This is a genomic window from Syntrophales bacterium, from assembly GCA_030018935.1.
Taxonomy (GTDB): Bacteria; Desulfobacterota; Syntrophia; order Syntrophales; family CG2-30-49-12; genus CG2-30-49-12.
Genome location: JASEGZ010000003.1, coordinates 83,434 through 91,260 on the forward strand (window position 1 = coordinate 83,434; position 7,827 = coordinate 91,260).

Consider the following 7,827-nt stretch of genomic DNA (forward strand, 5'->3'; position numbering starts at 1 on the left):
TACGTCCTATGTCATACGTCCTATGTCATACGTCCTATGTCATACGTCCTATGTCCTACGTCCTATGTCCTATGTCTTTTGACTTACGACTTACGACTTATGACTTACGACTTATTTTTTATCGTCGTCTCTTCAAAGGCAACATTTAATGCCAGGATATTTGCCTGTGCCACCCCGCCGGATAACTTCCACCTCAATCCTTTTTCAATATACTCGATGGAAACGAGGTCTGAGACCCTGGCAAAGGCCCCAAGGAGAGGGGTGTTGACTATGGGTGCCCCCTCCTTGATCAGATGATGCTTCATGGCAATACCCACAGCATCCACGGCGGCGATATCATAGCACCCGCCGATTTCGACCTCGTCGGCCTTAAGCTGTGTGTTGATGATGATAAGCCCTCCCTCCTTCAGGGAACCTAAGATGTTAACAACCTTAAACAGGGAGGCATCGAGGACTACGACAATGTCAGCCCGTTCAATCTGGGAAAACATCCTGATCGGCTCGCTCGCAATCCTCGTGGAGGCCGTGAGCGGCGCCCCCCTCCTCTCCGGGCCGAAAGTAGGGGCGGAGGTCACCCCCTTAAATCCCTGAAGATAGGCGGATTCGGCCAGTATCTGTGCGGCGGCGACAACGCCCTGACCACCTCTTCCATGCCAGATCACTTCGTGCATATCGTCTCCAAAACTAAAAAGGCCATGGACTTTTTCCAACCCCATGGCCTTTAGGATTTTTATGCTTTTTTCTGGTTTTAGTTTTTCCTAAAAACGACGGGGGCTGGGGGCAATCCCAGCAAAAGAAGAGCGAGGCACAACACGAGGCTCAAAGGCAAGGTCTCATTTACAAGCTCACGCTCTCTTCTTTTTTCAGTCATTTTCAGGAATCCCGGTTAGCAATTTTACGGCTGTTTAGCACAAAAGATGACGGGTGTCAAGGGGCAATTGGTGTTTTTTTCTCTGCACCCCTGAAATGCGAGTCTGGAGTCTGATACAACCACAGATTCTCGACTTATGATTTATGACTTATGACTTATGACTTACGACTTACGACTAATGTTTCCATCTCTTTTACGAGAGGGGGGAGGGTTTCCTGATCCAGGGCTGAGATGGCTGTGGCCCGAAAACGCCGGCAGAGGGTCTGGAGGAGGGCCTTGTCAGGGAAGCGGTCCTCCTTATTGAAGACTCGCAGGATTGGTTTACCGATGATCTGGAGATCCTCCAGTATCTTTTCCACCGCCGTGATATGGTCTTCAAAATGCGGACTGCTCACGTCTATCACATGGAGGAGGAGATCAGCCTCATGGAGTTCATCAAGGGTTGCCCGAAAAGCGGCAAAGAGGTCCTGGGGGAGATTCTGAATGAACCCCACCGTATCGGTGATCACCGCCTCGGTATCTTTCGGGAAACGGAGTCTCGAGCTTTTAGGATCGAGGGTGGCAAAGAGGCGGTCTTCCGTAAAAACGTGGCTCTTTGTCAGGGTATTTAACAGGGTGGATTTGCCTGCATTGGTGTAGCCAACAATCGAGATAATGGGAAACCCGGCCTTTTCCCGTTTAACCCGGCGTTGACCCCTCGCCTTCTCGATACCCTGAAGTTCATGCTCAAGGCGATGAATACGCTCCCTCACCCGCCGCCGGTTGATCTCTAATTTCGTTTCTCCGGGCCCCCTTCCCCCGATGCCGCCCGTGAGACGGGACATGGCGGTATTCTTCGTTACCAGCCGAGGCAGGAGATACTTTAACTGGGCAAGTTCCACCTGGAGCTTGCCCTCCCGGCTGTGGGCCCGCCGGGCAAAGATATCGAGGATAACCTGAGTACGGTCAATGACCTTCATCTCAGTAAAATCGGCAATGGATCGGAGCTGGGCCGGGTTCAGTTCATGGTCGAAGATCAGGAGATTCGCCCCCATCTGCAGGGCCTTGATGACCACTTCGGATAGTTTCCCCTTCCCTAAAAGAAACTTGGGGTCCATCTGATCACGGTGCTGGATGACGGTATCAAAAATCTCAACCCCACAGGAAAGGGCCAACTCCTTCAATTCCTCGATTGAGTTTTGACTTGCGTAAAGCGGGTCTGTTTCCACCCGCACCAGGATTGCCCTGTCGGTGGAGTCCACCTTGCGGGTCTTCTGTTTTTTCGTGAATTCGCCTTCTAGGGCCTGGGTAAAGGAAGTGAAATTGAGGAGGGGCATCTCCCCCGGCCGGACAGGTTCCATGATGAGCCAGTATTTCCCCTCCGGGTTTTCCGGGATCAGGTGGGCGGTATGAACATATCCGGGAAGGCCGCCCCTCCCTACCTCCACGGCACAGATGAGATCGAGCCGGAGGATGGCGAGGTCGGCAAGATCGTCGGTGGTAAGACCTTCGCCGTTAAGATGGGTATGGATCAGCCGTAACCCCTTGAACCTGGAAGAAGAAGAACGGAAAGCATCAAGGTTGGGGATCACAATATCCCTGTGGGAACCGACGATCACATAGGCAATCTCGCCCCGGCGGCTGATGAGGATACCGATCTGCCGGTTGATCTCCCGGGAGAGTTCCGTCAGTTGTCTGGCCAGCTCATGGGTAAGGATGTTCTCCGGCGGGACCTTCCGCCGGTAGAACTGCCCGATCCTCTTGATCTGTTCCGACTTGAGGCCGGTCAAGTTGCCGTAAATTTTATAGATAGTTGTCCACTCCCGCGGCCGCTACTTGAATTTATACGGGTTGACCTTTCTTTCCATATCGTCGAGGAATGTTGACCAGAGATTGGTCCTGAAGGCGGTAACTAACTTCTTTGGATCTTTTACCCCGCACGCCGGGCAGGCCAGATCTTCATAACCCTCTCCGATCTTCATGAACCGTTCAAAGACATGGCTGCATTTTTTGCACTCAAATTCATAGATAGGCATGTTATGTACCCTTTTAAGTTCATTGATAAATGATGACCCTGTAAAAAGTCAAAAACTCCCTCTCCCTTAATGGGCCATAAGCGTTAACTTAAATTTTACTCTACTACCCTCTCTTTAATCTCTTAGGGTTCAATTCCCCGCCGCTTGCGGCGTTATTTACTTGTATACGGCATGGTTTTGATACCCCGTCCGCTTGCGGCGGGGTAGTTCATCCCCCCCCTTTGGAAAAGGGGGGTTTTAATGGGGAGGGGAAATAAGACTTTATGATAAATAAATACCACACTTTAACCGACAGGTCAAGGGAGGATTGTTAGGGAACATCTTTCAGTGATCGCGGTTCACAGGCAGCTTGCAACATGGCCACAGCTTGTTCGGTGACTTGTTCGGCAGCTTGTTCGGTGACTTGCCCTATAACTTGTGGGGTAGCTTGTTCGGTGATCTTCCGAGCTATTCCCATGGTTGGCCAGAAGGTTGCTGTAAAGAATCCATTATCATACGTCGGATTCCTGTCCTCCGTTTACAATGTCGAGATATCTTCTTCACCCGATTTGTTGTTATTGTCATATTTCTTCCTTAGCCAATGTGATCGTCCCTTCACGACCGCAATATATCCGTAGGTCACATTCCTTACAGACCTTATGCTCAGGGGCCTTGTGCATTGCATAATCCTTATTTAAAATCTGTGCGACCACCTGGTCAAAGTAAATACCCGCTTTATCTACAATCGCAGGTGAATAGGGGAATTCCATCAAAGCATCCTCTCGCATGGGTTCGCCGGTCCAATAAAGAAGAAGCCTTTCCGCCTTCCTATCATATCTCCGTTCCAGAATATGAGCGTAAATGCAAAGTTGTTTGTAAAAGCCCAGAAGATGTCGGAAATTAAAATTGAACATTTTACGAATCTTCCCCTCGTTCAGCTCATGAGCCCTTTTATCCAGGACCAAACGATGGATGTCCTCGATGGTCTGATGAACCAAGGCCCCGAAAAAGATTTCCGCTGATCTGGAAGGTGTGAAGTCAAAATCTCGAAAGAACTGGTATTGCCTAGGGCAGGTTTCGTAAACTTTGAGAGCACTGGTAAAACTGGTAGTTTGTATCCTGGTATTCGTCTACCATCACATATTTAATTCTTCCCCTTATGCTCTCACTTGCTCTCGTGTCTTTAAGGAGATGGTAGCAGAGCTTCTGTTGATGGGCAAAATCGGTGCAGTTTTTTTCAAAAAGTGTTTGCTCATACATCTGGTAGGCAAGGCCAATATCCTGGGTAAAGGGATCGGCCGACTTGAGAAGCTCGTTAGGATCAATCAGTTCTTCCGTTATCTTATCGAAATAGTTTCGGGCACCCTCGATAGCTGTCCATCGTGTCGTCCATCGATTGAGGTATTTCCCATCAGCCTCAGGTCCAATAATTTCATCGAAATTGTCATAGAGAAAAAGAAGTTGGGTAAGTTCATCGAGGACTTCATAGTTGTTACCGAGCGGTGTGAAATGTCTATAAACCATCAGGAAATCATTACAAATGGCATGAATAGTCCCGACGAGGAGGTCTGAGAGATCTTCGGAATAATTAAGCTTTTTGGCTACTGCTGAGATGCGATCCCTTAATGCGAAAGCCGCCTCACTGAGGAAGTTAAGCTACAGAGCCGGGTTAATTTCATTCAGATGTCTTCTGGCAAAACCTATGGTTGGATCCATGCTCAGGGCTTTTTGGAACATTAAAACGGCTCTTTCTGTCTCTCCCTTTTCTTTGAGATTCACACCTATGTTCGCATAATCAATCGCGGAGTTTGGATCTATCTCCACCGCCTTCAGGAAACAGACGATAGCCTGATCGTGTTCCTTCAGTTTAAAATAACAGTAGCCCATCAGGTTATGAACGTCCTTTCTTCCCTCCTCTGAATCTCCGGCCTTTTTGAGTTCCGCGATCGCATCTTCATACCGTCCCATTTCCTTGTAACATAAACCGAGGTGGAGGTATATGCTGCCCAGGTCTTCCTCGGAAGGCCGGCCGGCAAGGGCGTTCCTGAGATAATCTATGGCGATCTCTAACTTCTGCATCCCCAGATGACAGATGCCCATGTAATAATAGACGGGACTTTTGTTCGTAAAAAACTCCTCTGCACGATTCATCATGACAAGGCCATCTTCATACTCCTCAATATTGACATGACTGAGCCCCAGATAGAAATATACATCGCCCAGGGGAAGCTGGTCAGCCCCTAATCTTAGGGCGTCATTGAACCTGTCAATGGCCTCGATATAATCCCTGAGGCCGAACTCACACAGACCCCTATAGTAGTAAATCATTACTGAAGAGGGAAGGTATCTTTCCGCCTCATCCAGGGCGGCCATGGCCTTACCGACCTCATTCCGCCGGAGGTGGCATAGGGCCCTGGAAAGGAGGATAGTTCCCCTATCTTCGGTGCCACCCTGGTTTTCCGGTACCTGATCAAACTGTTTGAGAGCGCCATCGTAGTCTTCCCGTTTTACCAGCGCCATCCCGAGATGAAAGGAAATAACACCCGCCTCTCTTTCACGTTCGTTTATCCTGAGGGTATCTTTCATCAGAGCGAGGGATTCCACAGAGCAGTTGAGGCAATCGCTACGCTTACTTTCGGCTGCTTTTAGTGTCTGCGACAGCGGCAGACCACGATCCGCGTAAAGGCTCAAAACAGGTTTATTCAGGAAGAACGCCTTAAAGCAGTTATAGATATTGCCGTCTTTTCTCTTCAGGATGACAGAACGGCATCCCGGCAGCAGATCACCTTTTACAGGGTCATTGGCCCATATTGCCAGATCGTCAAAGACAGAGTGGATGCCCAGGGTATTGGCGATCCGCTCTAATTTCTCTCCTTCGGTGAGTTCCAGATAAACCCTTTCCCTGTCGCTTTTTACGATATTACCGATACCTGATGGGGGAACTCCGGAGATATAGATGCTGGGGATGATTAAACGATCCCTCAAGAAATCCAGATACTGACTGCACTGTTTTAGGTTGTTTCTGTCCTTCCTCTCCATGGCGAGGACGGGGAGGATCATTATACGGGATACACTCTGGTGAAGGTATCCCTCTCTGTTAAAAGGAGCCGTTATCTGGAAGAGATCGTGGTAAATATCTCTTCCCGGATGGAAAAGGGGAAATGGATGCACGGGATGGATGTTTATCCTATAAAAAGGGTATCTTTCCAGAAAAAGGGCAACCTGTTTTATTGTCCCTTTTACCAGGGAGAAATCTTGCGAGATATCTTCCGAAAGGAGATAGATGTCCGAGGAAATATCAAGGCAGGGGAAAAGACCGGCAAAATGTTTCTCGAATTCCTGGAGAGAACCTCCATTACTGTCCAGGAGAACATATACCTTTTTTATCGAAGTATCTGACATGATAAGAATTCCTTTTTCCTCCCCTTACCTGGGAATTTTCCTCATCCCATAGTCCGTAAAATAACTTTATGAAACCTTTTCTCCTCACCTCTGGCCCGCAACTCGCAACTCGATCCGTAACTACACCTTACGAGACCTTTCTCTTCGCCCCGTCGAGAGATTCCTTTTCCCAGAGGGCACTGATCCTTTTCAGATCGTGAGAAGACAGGTTTTCCGTTTCGTACTGTTTTCCTATAGATATATAGAGAGGGTTATTCTTTTCTATGGGGCGAATACCATATTCCTTATAAGAATCGAAGACCTCCGTACCAAAGTACACCTGCATCTGCTGAGAGTTAGAATTCCCCCTGATCTTTACATCGTTATCCTTGAGAAACTCGAGTGTCTTCATGGCATCAGCAAAGGTCTCACGGGGGAAACCATACTGGGTGAATAATTCCACGTCCATCCCGCATTTCTGGGTCAATCTTATCGCTCTCCTCATATCATCGAGGGAGATATTTTTGTGCAGACCTTCGAGAACCTTTTCTGATGCCGATTCCAGCCCGTAGGCGACAAGATAGACTCCGGCTGCCTTCATCTTTTTCAAAAGCTCATCATTTACGAGGTCCGCCCTGGTTTCCAGCCAGATCTGGAGCTTGAGGTCTTTTTTGATGATCTCTTCCATCAGTCTCTCCACCCTCTCAATATTGATGGAAAAACTCGGATCTGCGAACCAGAATTTCTTTATCCCCTTCCGATAGAGCCACCCCATTTCTTCCATTACCCTTTCAATGGAATGGAACCTGACCCTTCGCTTAAAGGCATTAGGGGTATAACAAAAGATACATCCATAGGGACACCCCCTTGAGGTTAAGAGGATTGCCTCTTCGAGATTAGAGAAATCTATGAGGTCATCTTCAAGATAGGGGGAAGGGTATCTATCAAGATCTCCATAAGATTCAACCGGTGGGCCATTGTAGAATAACCGGTCCTCACATCTGCAGGAACTTCCAGCAACGATGGCATTTTCCCTTCCCTCCCTTATCGCCTCGGCAATCTTTAGCATCACGATTTCACCTTCCCCCCGGCAGATAAAATCAGGTGAACCGCCCGGCTCCAGGGCAGAGGAGGGGATAAAAGTAGCCTGAGGTCCCCCGAGAACGATTTTTGTCTCCGGAGCAATAGATTTTACATAATCTGCCATGCCAAGAACAAAGAGAATGTTACGTTGATAGGTGGAAAATCCGACTAATTTAGGCTTAAAGTCGCGGATATAGGAATCGAGGAGATTAAGTGAAAAAGGGGTGTTCTCACCAATATTCACAATTTCCACATTGAACCCTTGACCCCTCAAAAAAGCGGCGATGTAGGCAAGAGAAATGGGAACGGCCGTGGGGATAAAGGGATTTATTTCGATCAATAGTATATTCATTCTTGATAGTGCATGCCTCCACTAAAGATTATCTGTAACCCCGCAATTATCAATATTAAGGCTGACGTTTGCAGGCGAATATTGACTTACGAAACCCGTTTAAAAATATTGGCAAATAGTAAATAAATACATTGACATATGCATGA

General features: G+C 48.1%; 6 protein-coding genes and 1 pseudogene. All 7 read right to left on the bottom strand.

Annotated features, from left to right (window positions below; translation table 11 throughout):
- Positions 1-104 precede the first annotated feature (104 nt).
- The gene (locus QMD03_01440; protein ID MDI6775901.1) at positions 105-671 is read right to left on the bottom strand and encodes a 2-oxoacid:acceptor oxidoreductase family protein; all 567 of its coding nucleotides are present in this window, start codon (positions 669-671) and stop codon (positions 105-107) included.
- A 355-nt stretch (positions 672-1,026) separates the two neighbouring features.
- Entirely contained in the window at positions 1,027-2,640 is a 1,614-nt protein-coding gene (gene hflX, locus QMD03_01445; GenBank protein MDI6775902.1) for a GTPase HflX, read from the bottom strand.
- A gap of 42 nt (positions 2,641-2,682) precedes the next feature.
- Complete coding sequence (locus QMD03_01450; GenBank protein ID MDI6775903.1) at positions 2,683-2,886, bottom strand: zinc ribbon domain-containing protein; 204 nt, start codon at positions 2,884-2,886, stop codon at positions 2,683-2,685.
- A 560-nt stretch (positions 2,887-3,446) separates the two neighbouring features.
- Positions 3,447-3,983 (bottom strand): PD-(D/E)XK nuclease family protein, encoded by a 537-nt coding sequence (locus tag QMD03_01455; protein MDI6775904.1) that lies wholly within the window; start codon positions 3,981-3,983, stop codon positions 3,447-3,449.
- Positions 3,931-4,494 (bottom strand): annotated as a pseudogene (locus tag QMD03_01460) (UvrD-helicase domain-containing protein). The gene QMD03_01455 and the pseudogene QMD03_01460 overlap by 53 nt, the downstream one beginning before the upstream one ends.
- A 27-nt stretch (positions 4,495-4,521) precedes the next feature.
- Positions 4,522-6,267: a tetratricopeptide repeat protein gene (locus QMD03_01465; GenBank protein ID MDI6775905.1), complete on the bottom strand. Its 1,746-nt coding sequence runs from the start codon at positions 6,265-6,267 to the stop codon at positions 4,522-4,524.
- A gap of 127 nt (positions 6,268-6,394) precedes the next feature.
- Positions 6,395-7,681: a radical SAM protein gene (locus QMD03_01470; GenBank protein ID MDI6775906.1), complete on the bottom strand. Its 1,287-nt coding sequence runs from the start codon at positions 7,679-7,681 to the stop codon at positions 6,395-6,397.
- Positions 7,682-7,827: the final 146 nt, after the last annotated feature.